Source organism: Streptomyces sp. NPDC048370 (genome assembly GCF_043200825.1).
GTDB lineage: Bacteria > Actinomycetota > Actinomycetes > Streptomycetales > Streptomycetaceae > Streptomyces.
Window position 1 is genome coordinate 250,804 of sequence record NZ_JBICYI010000002.1, and the last position, 16,965, is coordinate 267,768.

13 protein-coding genes and 1 pseudogene are annotated in these 16,965 nt (G+C 71.8%); 4 read left to right on the top strand and 10 right to left on the bottom strand.

Annotated elements, in window-relative coordinates:
* Nucleotides 1-135: 135 nt before the first annotated feature.
* Nucleotides 136-843 (top strand): CBS domain-containing protein, encoded by a 708-nt coding sequence (locus tag ACGFYP_RS04970; protein ID WP_393486467.1) that lies wholly within the window; start codon nucleotides 136-138, stop codon nucleotides 841-843.
* A gap of 80 nt (nucleotides 844-923) precedes the next feature.
* On the opposite strand, the gene ACGFYP_RS04975 is transcribed toward ACGFYP_RS04970, so the two are convergent.
* The 3 genes and pseudogenes from ACGFYP_RS04975 to ACGFYP_RS04985 all read right to left on the bottom strand — a co-directional run.
* On the bottom strand, nucleotides 924-1,223 hold the full coding sequence (locus ACGFYP_RS04975; protein WP_361966282.1) for a DUF1876 domain-containing protein: 300 nt from the start codon (nucleotides 1,221-1,223) through the stop codon (nucleotides 924-926).
* 167 nt (nucleotides 1,224-1,390) lie between these two features.
* Nucleotides 1,391-3,175, bottom strand: a complete 1,785-nt coding sequence (locus ACGFYP_RS04980) for a bifunctional metallophosphatase/5'-nucleotidase (protein WP_393486469.1) — start codon at nucleotides 3,173-3,175, stop codon at nucleotides 1,391-1,393.
* Between the two features lie 141 nt (nucleotides 3,176-3,316).
* A pseudogene (locus ACGFYP_RS04985) lies at nucleotides 3,317-3,979 on the bottom strand (ion transporter); the annotation flags it as partial.
* 104 nt (nucleotides 3,980-4,083) lie between these two features.
* Between ACGFYP_RS04985 and ACGFYP_RS04990 the strand changes: the two are divergent.
* Nucleotides 4,084-6,099 (top strand): protein kinase, encoded by a 2,016-nt coding sequence (locus ACGFYP_RS04990; RefSeq protein ID WP_393486471.1) that lies wholly within the window; start codon nucleotides 4,084-4,086, stop codon nucleotides 6,097-6,099.
* 181 nt (nucleotides 6,100-6,280) lie between these two features.
* Nucleotides 6,281-8,554: an RICIN domain-containing protein gene (locus ACGFYP_RS04995; protein ID WP_393486473.1), complete on the top strand. Its 2,274-nt coding sequence runs from the start codon at nucleotides 6,281-6,283 to the stop codon at nucleotides 8,552-8,554.
* A gap of 61 nt (nucleotides 8,555-8,615) precedes the next feature.
* Here ACGFYP_RS04995 and ACGFYP_RS05000 read toward each other — a convergent pair whose 3' ends face one another.
* Genes ACGFYP_RS05000 through ACGFYP_RS05020 form a run of 5 tightly spaced genes read right to left on the bottom strand, consistent with a single transcriptional unit; the run spans nucleotide 8,616 to nucleotide 13,098 of the window.
* A complete protein-coding gene (locus ACGFYP_RS05000) occupies nucleotides 8,616-9,323 on the bottom strand; it encodes an ABC transporter ATP-binding protein (protein WP_393486476.1) in 708 nt (235 codons plus the stop codon).
* Complete coding sequence (locus ACGFYP_RS05005) at nucleotides 9,320-10,081, bottom strand: ABC transporter ATP-binding protein (protein ID WP_393486478.1); 762 nt, start codon at nucleotides 10,079-10,081, stop codon at nucleotides 9,320-9,322. Before ACGFYP_RS05005 ends, ACGFYP_RS05000 begins: the two co-directional genes overlap by 4 nt.
* The gene (locus tag ACGFYP_RS05010) at nucleotides 10,078-11,046 is read right to left on the bottom strand and encodes a branched-chain amino acid ABC transporter permease (RefSeq protein ID WP_393486480.1); all 969 of its coding nucleotides are present in this window, start codon (nucleotides 11,044-11,046) and stop codon (nucleotides 10,078-10,080) included. The genes ACGFYP_RS05005 and ACGFYP_RS05010 overlap by 4 nt, the downstream gene beginning before the upstream one ends.
* A complete protein-coding gene (locus ACGFYP_RS05015; RefSeq protein ID WP_393486483.1) occupies nucleotides 11,043-11,921 on the bottom strand; it encodes a branched-chain amino acid ABC transporter permease in 879 nt (292 codons plus the stop codon). Before ACGFYP_RS05015 ends, ACGFYP_RS05010 begins: the two co-directional genes overlap by 4 nt.
* Nucleotide 11,922: 1 nt before the next feature.
* Nucleotides 11,923-13,098, bottom strand: coding sequence for an ABC transporter substrate-binding protein (locus ACGFYP_RS05020; protein ID WP_393486485.1), 1,176 nt, complete (start codon nucleotides 13,096-13,098; stop codon nucleotides 11,923-11,925).
* 389 nt (nucleotides 13,099-13,487) lie between these two features.
* Between ACGFYP_RS05020 and ACGFYP_RS05025 the strand changes: the two genes are divergently transcribed.
* Nucleotides 13,488-15,116, top strand: a complete 1,629-nt coding sequence (locus ACGFYP_RS05025) for a carboxylesterase/lipase family protein (RefSeq protein WP_393486488.1) — start codon at nucleotides 13,488-13,490, stop codon at nucleotides 15,114-15,116.
* A 92-nt stretch (nucleotides 15,117-15,208) separates the two neighbouring features.
* Here the strand turns inward: ACGFYP_RS05025 and ACGFYP_RS05030 are convergent, their stop codons facing one another.
* Complete coding sequence (locus ACGFYP_RS05030; RefSeq protein ID WP_393486490.1) at nucleotides 15,209-16,051, bottom strand: PaaX family transcriptional regulator C-terminal domain-containing protein; 843 nt, start codon at nucleotides 16,049-16,051, stop codon at nucleotides 15,209-15,211.
* A 112-nt stretch (nucleotides 16,052-16,163) separates the two neighbouring features.
* Nucleotides 16,164-16,958 carry an Asp/Glu racemase gene (locus ACGFYP_RS05035; RefSeq protein WP_361963069.1) on the bottom strand — a complete coding sequence of 265 codons (795 nt, stop codon included), beginning with the start codon at nucleotides 16,956-16,958 and terminating at the stop codon, nucleotides 16,164-16,166.
* Nucleotides 16,959-16,965: the final 7 nt, after the last annotated feature.

The following is a 16,965-nucleotide window of genomic DNA, read 5'->3' on the forward strand; positions in this document are numbered from 1 at the left end:
GGGCCCGCGAGCCCGGCATGATCCAAACGAAAGGCCCTAGCCCATCCCGCTCCCGTCGCACCCCTCCGTGTCCGTGGCGTCCCCTCGATGTGAGGGATCATGGACGGAGGAGCGGGAGAAGGGACGGAACGGACGATGCGCAACCGCAGTGTCGCCGACCTGATGACGCCGACCGCGGTGGCCGTGCAGCCGGGGACGCCGTTCAAGGAGATCGCGCGGCTGCTCGACGAGTACGGCATCACCGCGGTGCCGGTGGTCGACGAGGCCAACCGGCCGATCGGCGTGGTGTCCGAGGCGGATCTGCTGCGCCGCCACACCGCCAAGGACGGCCCGAGCACCGCCGGAGCGATGATGTCCAGCCCCGTGGTGGTGGCCCGCCCGTCGTGGACGGCGGTGGAGGCGGCGCGGCTGATGGAGCGGCACCGTGTGAAGCGGCTGCCGGTGGTGGACGCGGGCGGGCAGCTCATCGGGGTGCTGAGCCGGAGCGATCTGCTCCAGCTGTTCCTGCGCCGCGACCGGGCGATCCAGGAGGAGATCCTGGAGGACGTGGTCATCCGGATCCTCCGCCACTCCCCCGCCGCGCTCCATGTCGACGTGGACGAGGGCCGGGTCACGCTCAGCGGCACGCTGGAGCGCCGGAGCCTCGCGCCGGTCTTCGTACGGCTCTGCGAGAGCGTCGACGGCGTCGTGGAGGTCGTGGACCGCCTGTCGTACGAGGACGAGGACGAGGACGGGGACGCGGACAGGGACGAGGGCGGGGACGCGGGCGGGGACGCGGACAGGAACGCGGACGGCGGCGGGGCCGGGAGCGAGGAGGAAGCTGCTCCGAGCCCCGGGGCCTGACACGCGCCGCCACGCGGCGTGACACGGAGCCGGGCCCGGCGGCGGGAAGCCGACGGGCCCGGTCCGCGGTGGCGGTCCCGTCAGGAGACCGCCTCCGGCCAGCCGTATCCGGGGCCGGTGCGCTGCGGTACGGTCCCCGCGCCCACGGCCTCCATCTCCCGGTTGGCCTCGCGCATCAACTGACCGGCCAGGTCCTTCATGGCCCGACTCGCGGCGAGCTCGTCGCCGATCGCCGGAACGTCCACGTCCGACGGGTTGCAGCGTGCGCTGCCATGGCCGGTGAGGGTCGACGTACCGGTGTTGAGATGCGCCTCGGCCTTGGTCCTGCCGTCCTCTTCGACCAGATCCAGGCCGACCGTCCACTCCAGCGTCCGTGTCATGGTCTGCCTCCTCGCACCGTCGGGACACGTAGGACCGCCGCGCGTCCCTTCCTACCTACCAGGATCCATCCACGCGCGCGTGGGCGCGCGCCGACGGCGGTCCGGTCCGCGTCAGCCCTGCCCCAGCCCTGCCCCAGCCCTGCCCCAGCCCCGTCTCGGGTCCTGCCTCAGCCCTTGATCCGGACCCGGTTCAGGGGCGCCGGGGTGATCTCCTTGTGGGCCCTGAGGTACTCCACGAAGCTCTCGTGGTCGGCACCGTTGCGGACCGGCGCGGTGTAGCCGGCGAAGGCGTCGTAGCCGTCGGCTCCGACGACCGTGTAGGCCAGCGCCGCCACCCGGTAGCTGCCGTCGGGGTGCACCGGCAGACCGTTGATCCGTACGTCCCCGAAGGCGATGCGTCGGCCGACCGGACGCGTCGGGTCGAAGCTGTACGAGACGTTGCGGGACACGGCGAGCGGGGCGAACCTGACCGTCCCGTCGGCCTGCTTCTGCCACTGCTGTTCGAGGATCGCGTCCAGCTGACGCCCCTTCACTCCCACGGTGAGGACGGGGTTTCCGTAGCCGTAGGCGTTCCATGACTCGCCGAACAGGATGCGTCCGTCCGCGTCGGCGGGGTGGCTGCCCTTGGCGTACGGGAGGTCGGTGCGGACGGCGTTGCTGCCCTTGGTGGGCTGCGCGGCGATCAGCGCCAGGTCGGCCTTCCCCTCGCGGGTGCGGTTGGCGTTCCAGTACTGGACGTCGGCGTACAGGTCGGCCGTGGTGCTCTCGCCCGCCGCGTTGGCCGCGCGGGTGAAGGGGCCGGTCTGGGTCGCCAGCGGTTCGGCGAAGCGCTCGGCTCCGCGCGCGGCCCAGTGGTCGACGATCTTCTGGACCTCGGGGTCCGGCGCCACGTCACGGGTGACCGCGTGGTTGACGGAGCGGGTGCGGTCCCGGATGACCTCGCCGGTCGCCGGATCGATGGCCAGGTCGATCTCGTTGATCAGGGCGCCGTGGTTGCCCGTCTCGACGATCGGGCGGGGAACGCCGGCCGGGTCGGGCACCATGCAGTTGAAGCGCGCGTGCCAGTCTCCGGTGACGATGGCGTCCACCTCCGCCGTGACCTTCTTCGCCAGGTCGATCACGGGCCCGTAGGCGGAGCCGCACTCGTTGTAGCCCAGGTCCGCGCCGTTCTGAGGCGAACCTCCCTCGTGCACGTTGAGGACGATGGCCTCGACGCCCTGGCTCTTGAGCTCCTTGGCGTACCGGTTGATCGCCGTCGCCTGGTCCAGTGCGCGCAGTCCCGGCTGGTAGGACGTCGAGCCGGTCACGGTGGCCTGGGTGGTGGTGGATATGAAGCCGACCGGGACGCGCTTGCCGTCGGCGGACCGGAACCACTCGACGCGGTACGGGTCGACGATCGTGTTCCCGGTCCGCGCGTCGACGATGTTGCCGCTGAGGAAGTCGAAGTCCGCGCCGTGGAAGCGGCGTCCGGTGGAGTCCGTGAAGCAGCTGTCCACACCGACCGTGCCGAAGCACTCGCCGTTCGCCATGTGGTCGACGAGGAAGCTCGGCGACACGTCCAGCTCGTGGTTGCCCACGGCCGTGAAGCGCAGTCCCAGCTCGTTGAGGACCTCGATCGTCGGCTCGTCCTGGAAGGCGTCCACTTCGAAGGGCCAGCCGGCGAAGTTGTCACCGGCGGAGAAGAAGACGGAGTTGGGGTGCCCGGAGCGCAACCGGTCGAGATGGGTGGCGAGATAGGCGGCTCCGCCGACGGTCACCGTGGTGCCGCCGCCCGCGGGGATCTGTCCGCCCTGTCCGGCGGTGGGCGGCTGCAGATAGCCGTGGAAGTCGGTGATGCTGAGGAGTTGGACGTCGAGGGTGTCGTCTGCGGCGGCCGGTGAGACGGACAGAGCGCCGCCGACGAGGGCGGTGCCCGCGGCGATGACGCCGATCCGGCGAAGGACGTTTCTCAAGGCGATGACTCCTTCGGAGTGGGACGAGCAAGCCCATCTCAACTCCTGTCGGTGTCATGGCCATGAACGTGGAACAGCGCTGCACGGCATGGGACATGACCGGGCTTCATCGAAGCTCGGCCGAGTCCGTCATGTGCGGAATCAGACCCCTTCCGTCACTGATCCGTCTTTGTGCGCCGCATGGGCGCGCGGCGGAGGCAAGGACGGCAGCGCCGATTCGATGTCGTCCAGGGCGCGCCGGGCCGCCTCGATCCGCTCGCGCAGCCGCGCCTCGTCGGAGACGTCCCCCTGCCCGGCCGCGAGCTCCTCGGCCCGCAGCTTCTCCGCCTCGTCCTTCTCGATCTCGCGGGCCTCCTCCAGCGAGTTGATGACGACGCCGATCAGCACGTTGACGAGGACGAAGGAGGCGATGAGGACGTACGAGACGTAGTAGAGGAAGCTCCAGCGGGAGATCTCGAGGCCCGCGTGGACCGCGTCGCCGAGCCCGTCGAGGGTCATCAGAAGGAAGAGGGTGAGGACGGCCCGGCCGATCGAGCCGAAGTGCTCCGGGTCGTGCGCGGCGAAGAAGACCCAGCCGACCATCGCGTACACGTACAGCAGCAGCGCCCCGACCAGCAGGAAGCTCACCGTGCCCGGCAGGCTGCGGCCGACGGCGACCAGGACGATCCGCAGCTGGGGCAGGAAACGCGCGGCGCGCAGCACGCGGGCGAGGCGGAGCAGCCGCAGGATCGTGGAGTTCTCGCGCGCGGCGGGGACGAAGGCGGCGAGGACGACGGCCAGGTCGAAGAGGTTCCAGGGGTCCCGTTCGCGGCCCCTCCCGGCCCCTCCCTCACCGGACCGGCGCGGGCACCGCTAGGGTTTCGGCCAGTTGGGCGACAACGCTGCGGAGCACCACGGGAGTCGGGGACGTGCGGACGGATACGGGGACGAGTGCGGGATCGTTCCAGCCGCTGGGGGACGACGACCCGCGGACCGTCGGTGCGTACCGCCTGGTGGCGCGGCTCGGCTCCGGCGGGATGGGACGCGTCTATCTCTCGTACACGCCCGGTGGCAGGCCGGTGGCGGTGAAGGTGATCCGCCCGGAGCTGGCCGACGACGGCGACTTCCGTGAGCGGTTCCGCCAGGAGGTGGCGAACGCCCGCCGCGTCCACGGTGTGTACACCGCGCCGGTCCTCGACAGCGACATCGAGGGCCCGACTCCCTGGCTCGCGACGGCCTACGTCGCCGGGCCCTCGCTCGCCGAGGCCGTCAAGGCGCACGGGCCGCTGCCCCTGTCGACGGTCCTTCTGCTGACGGCGGGCGTGGCAGAGGCGCTGCAGGACATCCACCGTGCCGGGATCGTGCACCGCGATCTCAAGCCCTCGAACGTGCTGCTCGCGCTCGACGGGCCCCGGGTCATCGACTTCGGGGTGGCGCGGGCGGTGGACGCCACGGCGCTCACCCACAGCGGCTCCGCCGTCGGCACGCCCGCGTTCATGGCGCCGGAGCAGGCGCTCGGCGGGGAGATCACCGGGGCGGCGGACGTGTTCGCGCTCGGCCAGATCGCGGCTTTCGCCGCGACGGGCGTGGGTGCCTTCGGTGACGGGCCCTCGCACGGGGTCCTGTACCGGATCGTGCACGAAGAGCCCCGGCTCGGCGCCGTCCCCGAGGAGCTGGCCGAACTGGTCGAGGGCTGTCTGCGCAAGGAGTCGGCCAAGCGGTTGACGCCGGCCGACGTCATCCGCCTGTGCGCGGCCGCCGATCCGGACGGGGGGCTGCGTCGCTCCGAGGGCTGGCTCCCGGCCTCCGTGGCGGGCCGGCTCGCCCGTCACGCGGTGGACGAGGCACCTCCCCTTCTCTCCCCCGACGACACGATTGCCCTGCGCCTGCCTCGGGAGGGCGGCGGTGCGGGTACGGGTCCGGACGCAGGTCCGGGCGCGGGTGCGGGGTACGGGCGGGGCCCTGCCCCGGCGCCGGCCGGTGCCTTCGGTCCGCCCCCTACGGCCGGTACTCCGGGCTTCGCCGGAACGCCGCCCACGGCCGGTGACCCCGGCGCCCCCGGAACGCCGCCCGTCGGGTCGCAGGCTCCGGGCCACGCCCCGGTCGGGGCGTTCGCGGGTTCACCCGGTCACTCACCCGCTCCCCCGTGGTCCGCGCCGACCGGCCCCGCGCGCACGGAGCCCGCGCCCGCTCGTCGGGGCGGGCGTCGCGCCCTGGTCGCGGCGGGCGTGGTGGTCCTGACGGCGGCCACCGTGACCGGGGCCCTGTTCGTGTCCGGCGTCCTGCGCCCCGGCGGGGGCCCGGGCGACCGGGACGGACGGGCGGGGCAGGCGGCGGGCCCTTCGGTGGCGACGACGCAGCCGTCGACCGGCTCCGCAGGGCCGTCCGCGTTGCCGTCGGCGAAGCCCTCGCCGTCCGCGAGCGCCTCCCCGTCCTCGGCCCCCGCGGCGACCCCGACCGCGCCCGGCGCCTCCGCCGTACCGACCGCGCCGACGAAGCCGACCCCGTCCGTCACGCCGACGGGACCCGGCAAGCCGGCCCCCGTCACGTACGGCGGGATCCGTATGACGGGCAAGCACGATCTCTACCTGGCCGACCGGCCTGTGCGGTCCAAGGCCGACACGGGCACCAGCGACGAGGACCTCACGTACGCCGTGTACTCCTCGGGCGCCGTCGTGGCTCCCGGCTCCACCAGCCGGAGCCAGCTGACACGGCTCGCGCCCCGCGCGGCGGGGACGTCGGAGGCCTGCCTGGCGCAGAGCGGCAGCGAGAAGTACGTGTGGGTACGGGACCTGGCCGTCGGGGACCGGCTCTGTGTGGTCAGCGGTACCGGGCACGTCGCTCTGATCACCTTCCGTGGCACGGCGCCGGAGCCGAACACCACGGCCCACATCACCCTGGACGTGCAGGTCTGGCGCAACGCGGCGCCCTCACTGGGCGGTTGACCCCCGGCGGTGACCCGTCCTGCCGGCCCCCGCACTCCTCCGCTCGGGCGCCCCAAAGTCCAAGTCCTCCCACCCGCCCGTCCATGTGCACGGGTCCTCGGGGCCGTGGAAGCTGCGGTACGCCCGGTTCCGCGAGGGGCGGCCGCCGCGGCCCGCGCGACGCCCCGGGGAGGAGTGCACCATGCCCGCTCGAAGATCCCTCCTGGTCACCGCGCTCGCCGCCGTGACCCTCACCCTGACCGGCGGTGGTGGCGCCTCGGCGATCCCCCTCGTCCCGCCCGCACGGCCCGTCCAGCCCGTCACACCCGTTCAGTCCGTCGCGGCCGCTCCGGCCGCCACCTACACCGTGACGGTCGGCGCCAAGGGTTCCTGGACCCACCCGGACGACACGCCCGCCGCCCCCTATGTCGACAAGGACGGCACGTTCTACTTCCAGCAGGCGCACGCGCTCTACGGCGCCACGCAGCCCCGGAAGTGGACCTTCTTCACCGGCACCGACTTCGACACGGCCACCCGGTCGAGCGCGATCAGCGACGCCGTGAACCCGGCGAACGGCAACGACCGCAACAACGACACGACCTGGCGGTGCAACAACAGCCCGACGGGCCTGGAGTCCACCGTCCCGCCCGCCGGTTCGGGCTACTCCCAGAAGAACTTCTGCGACCTGGCGGGGGTGTGGGTCGACCCGGACACCGGCGCCTGGTACGGCCTGGTGCACAACGAGTTCACCCCGCAGCCCTTCGGTGACGGCGTCCACTACGACGGGATCGACTACGCGGTCTCCACCGACCAGGGGCGGACGTGGAGCATCAAGTCCCATGTCCTCACGTCTCCGTACAGCACGAAGCGGGGCGACACGGCGGCCTTCCCGCAGCAGACGTACCACTACGGCGACGGTGACCCGCGACTGTTCGTCGACACGGCCTCGGGATACTTCTACGTCTTCTACGGATCGCGGATCGTGGAGAAGGGCGGCGGCTGGAAGGCCTTCCACGCGCATGTGGCCAGGGCCCCGATCTCCGGCAAGATGGCACCCGGTTCGTGGCGCAAGTGGTACGACGGCGGGTGGAACGAGCCCGGTGTGGGCGGCCGTGAGAGCAACATGGTGCCGGTCGACGCCTCCAGCACGACGGGCTACACCCCCGCCTCCGACGAGTACGACCCGGCCAACGCGGGCACCGTGAGCCAGCAGGTCGCGGCCGGTCTGATGCCGCCGACGTCACCGCTGTTCGTCATGGACATCACGTACAACGCTCATCTGGGGCTGTACGTCGGCCAACCGCAGGCCGTCGACCAGAGCGGCAAGGCTCCGCAGCAGTTCTACGCCACCGACGACCTGTCGAAGCAGAAGTGGCGGTTGATCGGGGACACCGGCAGCCACACCAACGCCTCCTGGTACCGCTGGTTCCTGGACAGCACGAACCGGACGAGTTCGGCGATCGTGGGGAAGAACTTCCGCTCGTACTGCTCGTTCGGCTGCTCGGGCGGCTCGTCGAGCGAGTACGTCAACGTCTCGATCGGTACGTCGGCCCCGGCCGCCCCCGTCGATCCGAGCCGGACCCATCGCATCGCGTCCGGGGGCGGGCGCGTCCTCGCCCAGGTCTCCGGCGGCTCCGCGACCACGTCGCTGGCCGCCCCCACCGGAGCGGCCCTGGAATCGTGGACCTTCACGCCGCTCGGCGACGGCGCCTACCGGATCGCCAACGGCGCCACCGGAGGGCTCCTGGGGGTCGACTCCGCCGTCACAGGCAGCCGCGCCTGGGGCACCAGGCCGACCGTGACCGCGGTCGGGGCGGGCGGTCCGAGCGTCGGGCAACAGTGGTTCGTGGTCCCGGGCACGACCGCCACGGGGACGCCGACCGGTGCGTACCGGCTGGTGAATCGTCACAGCGGTCTGGTGATCGGCATGTCCGCCGTCGCCGGGCGGCCGGCCGAGACCACGCCCGGCCGCTCCTGGACCGACACGTCCGGCAGCGGTGTCGGCGGGGCGCGTACGGCCGCGGAGCAGACGCTCACGCTCACGCCGGTGGGCGAGGCGCCCGGCTCCCTCGACGGCGTCCGCACCCTGGTCACCGGCGGCAAGGCGCTCGACAACCCCGGGCACAGCACCACCCCCGGCACCCAGCTGATCACTTACGCCACCAACGGCGGAGCCAACCAGAACTGGCGCTTCACCCGGCAGTCCGACGGGTCGTACGAGCTGGTCAACGCCGAGTCGGGGCTCTGCGCCGACGTCGACGGCGGCTCGACCGCGCCCGGTGCCAAGGTGATCCAGTGGACGTGCACGGGCGGCGCCAACCAGCGCTGGACGGCCACGCGGCGGGCGGACGGAACGTACACCGTCGCCTCGCTGAAGAGCGGCCTGCTCCTCACGACCGCCTCGACGGCGAACGGCGCCCTGGCGACCCAACAGGCGGACACCGCCTCACCCTTGCAGCGGTGGACGATCACCTGACCGATCCTGGCCGGGGCCCCGCGACGGGGCCCCGGCTCGTACCCCGTCGTCAGCCGTTCGGTCAGCCGACGCCCAGCAGGCGCCTGCGGTCCTCGGGGCGGGAGGCGAATTCGGCGCTCGCGGCTTGGTGGGCGATGCGGCCCTTCTGTATGACGGCCACGTTCCGGGCGACGGAGAAGGCGAGCCCCAGGTTCTGTTCGACGAGGATCACCGGCATGCCCTGGGCGCTCACCTCGCGGATCACCTCGCCCACGTGGGCGACGATCGCCGGGGCGAGGCCGTCGGACGGCTCGTCGAGCAGCAGCAGTCGTGGATTGCCGAGCAGGGCGCGGGCGATCGCGAGCATCTGCTGTTCCCCGCCGGAGAGTTGGTCGCCGCGATGACCGAGCCGCTCCCCCAACCTGGGCAGCAGGTCGAGGATGCGGGACCTCGTCCACGGGCCGCGCGCCGGACGCCGTGAGGCGATCGTCAGGTGCTCGGCCACGGTCAGGGGCGCGAAGACACGGCGCCCCTGCGGAACCACCCGTACCCCGGCCCGGGCGATCACGTCGACACGGGCCCCGGCGACCTCCCGGCCGTCGAGGGTCACGCTGCCTTCGTAGGGCCGGAGGAGTCCCATGACGGTCGAGACGAGGGTGGTCTTCCCGACTCCGTTGCGCCCGAGGACCGCGAGGGTCTCCCCCGCGTCGAGGTCGAGGTCGATGCCGTCGAGGACGGTGCCTCCGGCGTAGCCGGAGCGTAGCCCGCGCACGCTGAGGAACGGCTTCACGAGGCGACCTCCTGGGGGCCGAGGTAGGCGGTCTGGACCTCCGTGGAGGCGCGTACCTCGTCCGGAGTGCCGGTCTTCAGGTGTCTGCCGAGGTGCATGACCGTCACCGTGTGGGCGAGTTCGAAGACCATGTCGAGGTCGTGCTCGATGAGGAGTACGGTCACCTCTGCGGGCAGAGCGGCGATCAGGTCCGTGAGTCGCGCCGTCTCCGCCGGCGACATCCCGGCGGCCGGCTCGTCCAGCAACAGCAGCCGGGGTTCGGTGGCCAGGGCGACGGCGACCTCCAACTGCCGTCGTTCGCCGTGGGAGAGCGCCCCCGCCTGCTCGTCGTACCCGCTGGACAGGCCCACGCGTTCGAGCAGCGTGCGCGCCTGCGCGATCGCCTCTGCGCGGGCGCTCACCTTCCGCCACACGCCGAGTCCGGCGCCGGCCCGGCGCAGGACGGCGAGCAGGACGTTCTCGAGCACGGTCTCGCGCAGGAAGAGACTGGAGTGCTGGAACGTCGCGGTGACACCGAGCCCGACCCGGCGGTCCACGGACAGCCGGGTGACGTCCCGCCCGTCGACGAGGATGGTTCCGGAGGTCGTCGGCAGCGTTCCCGAGATGAGGCCGAACAGTGTCGACTTGCCCGCGCCGTTCGGGCCGATGATCGCGTGCCGGGCGCCAGGACGCACGGTGAGGTCGACGTCGTCCAAGGCCCGGAAGGAACCGAAGTGCCGTGACACCCCGCGTAGTTCAAGGAGATCGGAGACTGTCACGCCGCCCTCTTCCGGGTCGATCTGAACGGGAGCCGTACGCCGGCCAGCCCCTGGGGCAGGGTGTACACGGCGATGACGAAGAACAGTCCGAGCAGGAGCGGCCCGCGTCCTGCGACGGCTTCGAGGTTTCCGAGGTAGTCGCGGGTGAGCCAGACGAGCGCTGCTCCGGCGCATGCGCCCCACAGGGAGCCGGAGCCGCCGATGACGACGGCAAGGAGCGCCAGGGCGGCGATCTCGAACCCCGCGTCGCCGGGTGAGACGAACCGCTGCACCGACACCCACAAGGCACCGGCGATGCCTGCCAGCGCACCGGCGCCGCAGTAGACGGTCAGGGCGTACCGGCGGGTGGGGTATCCGATCGCGCTCATCCGGCGCTCGTTGTCGCGGATGCCTCGCAGGGCGAGGGCGAACGGTGTCGAGCCCAGACGGGAGACGGCCGCGAAGAGCAGCAGGAACACGGCCAGGACGTAGAAGTAGACGAGCCCGTCGAGCTCCAGGGCCGGCATGCCGGGCAGCGGTACGACGGGCGGGATGCCCGAGACGCCGTCGGTGCCGTTGGTCAGCGACTTCCAGTTGACGGCGGCGCTGTAGGCGATCTCGCCGATGGCCAGCGTCAGCATCAGGAACACCACGCCCCGGGCCCGTACGGCCAGCCAGCCCGTGGGCACGGCGACAAGGGCGGAGACCCCTGCGGCGATGAGGAGTTGGAAGATCCCGATGTCGGTGAGGCTCGTGGCGACGAGCGCCGCCGTGTAGGCGCCGACGCCGAAGTAGGCCGACTGGCCGAGGGTCGGCAGTCCGGTCAGGCCCGTGAGCAGGTTGACGCTGATCGCGAGCAGGGCGAACACCAGGATCCGGGACAGGGTGCCGACCGCGTACGAGCCGAGGAAGAAGGGGGCCGCCGCGAGAGCGACGGCGACGACGGTCGCCGAAAGGCGCCGCGCGGTGGTACGGGAGGGGCTCATGCGCGCACCGCCGACGTGACCAGGCCGTGCGGGCGGACGACGAGGACGACCAGCATGGTGCCGAAGAGGAGGAAGGGCGCGTACTCGGGGAGCAGCGCCACGCCCAGCGTCTGGACCTGGCCGATGAGCAGCGCGCCGACGAGCGCCCCGCGCACGGAGCCGAGACCACCGACGACCACGACGACCAGCGAGAGCACGAGGACGGTCTCGTCGACTCCCGGCCCGGGGCCCAGGATCGGCGCCCCGAGCACACCGCCGACCGCGGCAAGCGCCGCACCGGCCGCGAAGACTCCGTACAGGACCTTGCGGATGTCGACTCCGAGTGCGCGGACCATGTCCCGGTCGGCGACGGTGGCCCGCACCAACGCTCCGAGGGAGCTGCGTTCGAAGACGAGGTACACGACGGCCGCCAGGGCGGCCGCGACGCCGATGAACACGAGCCGGTACACCGGATAGGCGTGGCCGAGGAGGTCCACGGTCCCGCGCAGCGCTGTCGGCGGGTCCGTGGGCAGTACCTCGCCGCCGAACGTCGCGGCGAGGAGGTCGGCGACGATGAAGGTGATGCCGAGCGTCAGCACGGCCTGGTCCAGGTGCCCCCGCTTGGCCAGCGGCTGGGTGAGGAACGTCAGCGCCGCCCCGCCCAGGGTGCCGACCAGGGCGCCGACCAGGAGCGCGAGGAGCAGGCCCGGCAGGCTCCCGTCGGACAGTGCGTAGGCGACGTAGGCCCCGGCGAGGTACAGCGTGCCGTGAGCCAGGTTGAGCACGTCCATCATGCCGAAGACCAGGGAGAGGCCGACCGCGATCGTGAAGAGCAGCAGACCGAAGGCGACCCCGTCGACGACGCTGACGAAGTTGCCGTCCAACCATCCGGACATGTCAGCCGCCCAGTCTGACGAGCTCGGAGCTGACGGTGTTGGCGCCGTTCCTGACCTCGCGCAGGTACCAGGGCTGGATGGGCGTGCCGGCGCCGTTGAACCGCCAGGTGCCGCGCGGGCTGTCGATGTCCCCGACCTTGGCGATGGCGGCGTTGACCGTCTCCGGCGTCACCGTGTCCCCGGCCGCCTTGATCGCCTTGTCGAGCACCTGCGCCGCGTCCCACGACGCCATCGCGTAGGTGGTCGGGGCCGAGCCGTAGACGGTCGTGTACGCCGGGGCGAACCGCTTGTTGGCCGCGTTGTCCAGGTCCGCGCTGTAGTTGAGTGCGGTACGGATGCCGGTGGCCGCCTCTCCCTGCCCCTTGAGCACGCCGCCCTCGGTGAGGAAGCCCGGCGCGTAGAGCGGGATCTTTCCGGCCAGTCCGAAGTCCCGGTACTGCTTGACGAAGTCGACGGCCGCGCCGCCGGCGTAGAAGCAGAAGACGGCCTTCGCGCCGGAGCGCTCGATCTGCGCGAGGTACGGCTGGAAGTTCTTCGTCCCCGGGAACGGCGTGTAGACCTCCTCCCCCGCGATCTTGCCGCCCGCCGGGAGGAAGGTGGACTTGAAGCCCTCCACCTCGTCCTTGCCCGCCTGGTAGCCCGCGGCGATCAGGAAGACCGGGCCGCCGGCCTTCTCCGCCACGTGCTTGCCCAGCGCCTTGCCGGGTTCGTCGTTGACGTACGACGTGCGCCAGACGTACGTGGTCCCGGTCAGCGTCGTCGGTGACGCGTTGGAGCCGACGAGCGGGATCCTGTTGGTCTCGAACAGGTCCTTGACGCCGTTGATGGTGGCCGAGCTCACCACTCCGCTCACGGCGAGGACGCGGTCCTGCTTGACCAGCTTCTCGGCCGCCGCCTTGCCCGAGTCGGCCGTCTCCCCCTCGTCGGCGATCACGATCTGCACCTCGCGGCCGCCGAGCTTGCCGCCGCGCTGTTCGACGTACAGCTCGAAGCCCTGCTTCATGTCGTCGCCCAGGGCTTTGTAGATGCCCGACTGCGGGACGAGGAGCCCGATCTTCACGGGCCCGCTCCGCTTGTCGTCACCGCCGCTCCCGAGGCTGGAACCACCACAGGCCGTGGCCAGCAGGAGGGCCGCCGACACGGCGGTCAGGACAAGGGGACGGGAACGACGTGCCATGGAAACTCCGTACGGTGTCAACCGGCCCTGAAGGGCCGGACGTTGCTGATGGGGTCGCCTTGAGGGGTCCGGGCGAAGGAGGTCCGGCACTTCAGGGGATGGACCGACCGCCGGCCGGGATACGCGTGACGTCGCCGACGGGACAGGCTCGAAGCCACAGCCGATGCCCGGGCGAGCCCTCGATCGCCCTGGGGGCGGCATCGGAGATGACACGTGTCTATCGCGCAATTGCGACGCTCGTCAAGCGTTCGCAAGATCGCCCGCTTCATGAGGGTCGCGACGCTTGACCCCGGCCAGACGCATGCCGTAACACTGACCATCGTCAATTTTGCGCTATGGCGCAGGCCGATCCGGCTACGGGCTCTTGACCCGTCAGGGAGTGAAGCACCATGACCGATGATCCATCGCGGCGCAAAGTCCTCAAGAACAGCGGGGTGTTGGCCGGAGCCGCACTCCTCACCGGCGTGACGACCGAAGGCACGGCACAGGCCTCGCCCCGCACGGGCGCGTCCTCACCCGTGGTGGAGCTGCCCGCGGGCCGTCTGCGCGGATCCACGGAAGGGGCCCTGGCCGTCTTCAAGGGCGTGCCGTACGCGGCTCCGCCGGTCGGCGCCCTGCGCTGGCGGCCCGCCCAGCCCCACCCCGGATGGCAGGGAACGCGCGAGGCGACCGCCTTCGGTCCGAGCGCGCCCCAGCCCTACCGGGAAGGGGGCGACCAGGTGCTCGGAACGCACGGCTCGCCCCCCTTCGACGAGGACTGCCTCACCCTCAACGTCTGGACCCCCGGCGCCGATGACGCCAAGCGCCCGGTGATGGTGTGGATCCACGGCGGCGGTTTCATCTCGGGGTCCGGCTCCATGCCCCAGTACTCCGGCGAGACCTTCGCGCGCGACGGCGACCTGGTCGCCGTGACGATCAACTACCGCCTCGGCCCGCTGGGTTACCTGTACTTCGGCGAGGACGGCACCGGGGGGAACTTCTGGCTGACCGACCAACTCGCCGCGCTGCAGTGGGTGCGGGCCAACATCGCCGCGTTCGGCGGCGACCCGGACAACATCACCGTCGCCGGCCAGTCCGGCGGCGCGCTGTCGGTCGCGGCGCTCGCCGGCGCCCGGCCCAAGGGCCGTCCGCTGTTCCGACGCGCCATCCTGCAGAGCCCGCCGCTCGGGCTGACGATCCCCACCCGCGCGGAGTCGCTCCAGCGCACCGCGACCTTCCTGGAGATCGTCGGGGCCAAGAACGTGGCGGAGCTGCGGGCCGTGCCCTGGCAGCGCCTGATCGCCGCCACCTTCGAGATGTTCGGGCGGACGGGACGGTGGGGGTACTGGTCGACCCCGTTCCTGCCGGTGATCGACGAGGTCACCCTGGACCGCAACCCCGCCGACCTGCTGCTCAGCGGCGCCGGGGCGGACATCGACGTCCTGATCGGCTGGACCAGGGAAGAGGCGAACTTCGCCTTCGCGCTCAGCGAGCCGTACGTCGCCGCGACCAAGGACCAGGTGCTCGCGAGGGCGCGGGACACCTTCGGGAACCGGGCGGCCCAGGCGTACACCGCGTACGAAGAGGCCCGGCCGGGCGCCCGGCCCGTGGACGTACTGATGGACCTGATCGGCGACGACCTGTTCCGCATGCCGGCCGTGGATCTCGCCGAGCGGCGGGCGGCTCGCGGGCGTCCGGTCTGGGCGTACCAGTTCGACCTGCCGACGCCCGCGCACAGCGGTCGACTCGCGGCCGCGCACTGCCTGGAACTGCCGTTCGTGTTCGACAACTTCGACAAGTGGTCGCAGGCGCCGTTCCTGGCCGGGCTCGACCCCCGGGTCCGTGACGGTCTCGCCGCGACCATGCACGCGTCCTGGATCTCCTTCATCCGCACCGGCAACCCCAACCACGACCCCATGCCGCGCTGGGACCGCTACGACCGGGATTCCCGCACGACGATGTCCCTCGACTCGGTCACCACCGCCGTCGGCGACCTCGCGGGCCACTGGCGGCGCCTGCACCGGCCGACGGCACCGTAACCCCACCCGTGCCCCACCCGCCCGCTCTCGGCATCCGGCCGGATCTGGCGCGAGAAGTCCGGCCTCTGACCACCGGGCCCGGCGGAGGTGCCTCAGGACTCCTGCGGCACCTCGGCCGGCTGCCCGGTGACCTGCTGTACGTGCAGCAGGCTCGGCGTGGCGAGCACGTCGTGCAGCCGCTGGAACGTCTGACGCGCGGCCACCGCGTTCCAGTCCGCGGGCAGCAGCTCGCTGGGCAGACCGGGGTCGAGGTAGGGCAGCCGCCGCCATTGGGTGAGCATCGGAACGTAGTGCCGGAACGCCTCGGCGCCGTCGATGTCGCCCTGCCGCGCGAGTCCCGCGGCGACGGGCCCGTACACGTCGGTGAACGTGGCGTACTGCGCCTGGATCGCCGGGAAGTCCCACCACGAGCTGACCGTCCCCGGCAGGTCGCTGAAGGCCGCGTAGTCCGCGGCGAACAGATGCACGTAGTCGCTGAGCCCGAGCCGGACCAGCATGTCCCGGGCGTCGCCGAGGAGCCTGCCGGGTGCGAGCCATACACCCGGAGCGATGTTCCCGAACCCCAGCCAGGTCAGCCGGGTGCGCAGCTGGTAGCGGTACGAGCGCTCGGACTCCGGTACGGAGAAGACGGCCATCGCCCAGCCGTCGCTCAGCTTCGCCGGCTCCAGGCTGCCGAAGATGCGCCGGTCGCCCTCGTCGAAGACGGGTTGCGCGGACGGGCTCAGCCGGTAGCCCGTGGCACCGCGGCGCTCCGGTTCGAGGACGCCCTTCTTCTTGAGCCGGGAGATCGCCGAGCGCACCGCGGGGCCGTCGACGTCCAGCTCCGACATCAGCGTGATCAGGTCGGCGACGGAGATCCAGCCGCCGCGGTGGCGCAGGAACGCCCCGTAGATCGTGTTGATCAACGAGCTGGGCCTGAGGGGACTGTCCGCCATGATCGCCTTCCGTCGTACGCGGTCGCGATCCTACCGAGCCTGGAGGACGGAACACCCTCCAGGTCCAGGTCACGGCCCGCGGACCGCACGGCGGCGGGGCGGGGTGTCGCGGTCACTCCGCGGCGGACGGCCGGCGCACCGGATCGGCTTCCGCGTAGGCACCGGACAGCAGATGGCCCGCTCCGGGCGCCACGGCCGGCAGGTCCAGGGCGCGCAGCATCTGGTGTGCGGTGCACACGGCCGCCGAGACGACGGGCTTGCCGAGGAGCTGTTCGGCCTCCTCGATGGCGCCGAGGGAGGGCATCTGGACGCAGGCCGAGAGTACGACGGCGTCGGCGTCGGCGTGGTCCAGGGCCTTGGCTAGCCCCGGGAGACGTGCGGGGTCGTGCGCGGCGACGTCGAGGTTGTCGGGGATCTCCAGGGCCTGGTAGTCGAGCACCTCGATGCCCTCGTGGGTGAGGTAGTCGACGACGGTCTTCGTCAACGGGCGCATGTACGGGGCGATCAGGGCGATCTTCTTCGCGCCGAGGGTGTGCAGGCCGTGGACGAGGGCTCCGGCGCTGGTGACGACGGGGGCGGCGGCGCCGTTCTCGGCGGTGCGCGCGTGCAGTCGTTCCTCGGAGGCGCGGTGGTAGCCGAGCCCCATGCTCATGATGGCGACCAGGCAGGCGTAGCCGAGGACGTCCACGTGCGCGTCCGAGAGCTCGACGGCGCACCGGTCGGAGTCGGCGTCCATGGCCTTCAGCTGCTCCGGGGTCACATGGGTCATGCGCATCCGGCTGGAGTGGAAGGTGAAGCGCTCCGGTGCGACGGATTCCCGGGCACGGAGGATCGCCGGGATCTCCGTCTCCATCGTGACGTTGGAGCTCGGCACGATCTGGCCGATGCGGTAGGTACGGGGGGACATGTGTGCT